Raw genomic sequence first — 408 nt, 5'->3', positions numbered from 1 at the left:
AGCCCATTGCTCAGCACGTGCCTCTAATTGCGCAATCTTGGCATCTCTTTTTGTGGTTTGCTCAGCGGCACGTTCTGGATCATGGGCGACCACCAAGCGCAAACCTTCCCACTCCACTTCACCAAAGACTTCTGCCTCTTCTGTATCAGGATCGACAGAAGTAACACTTTGTACGTGCTCATTGAATGGGGCCAACAATGTTTGAAAGTCTTTATAGCGTCGCCCAGGAACCGCCAGAATAAACTCCAGTGGTTGACCCGAGGGCAGAACGATTTGCTGCAATTCACCTAGGCTTTCTAATGACAGCAAACCACGATCAGCCACGGCAATGACGCGTTTGATCGGGAAGGTGTTCACCACCTTGAGCAAGGAGGTTTTTAACGTGTCGACCTCCGCGGTATTGCCTGA

General features: G+C 50.7%; 1 pseudogene. It reads right to left on the bottom strand.

The annotated features are described in order from the left end of the window. Positions 1 to 408: pseudogene (locus ACOI06_RS14625) on the bottom strand (IS1634 family transposase); the annotation flags it as partial.

Source organism: Orrella sp. 11846 (assembly GCF_048820935.1).
In the GTDB taxonomy this organism is placed as follows: Bacteria; Pseudomonadota; Gammaproteobacteria; order Burkholderiales; family Burkholderiaceae_B; genus Algicoccus.
Note: the sequence above shows the minus strand (reverse complement) of the source record. Positions and strands in the feature narration are given on the sequence as shown.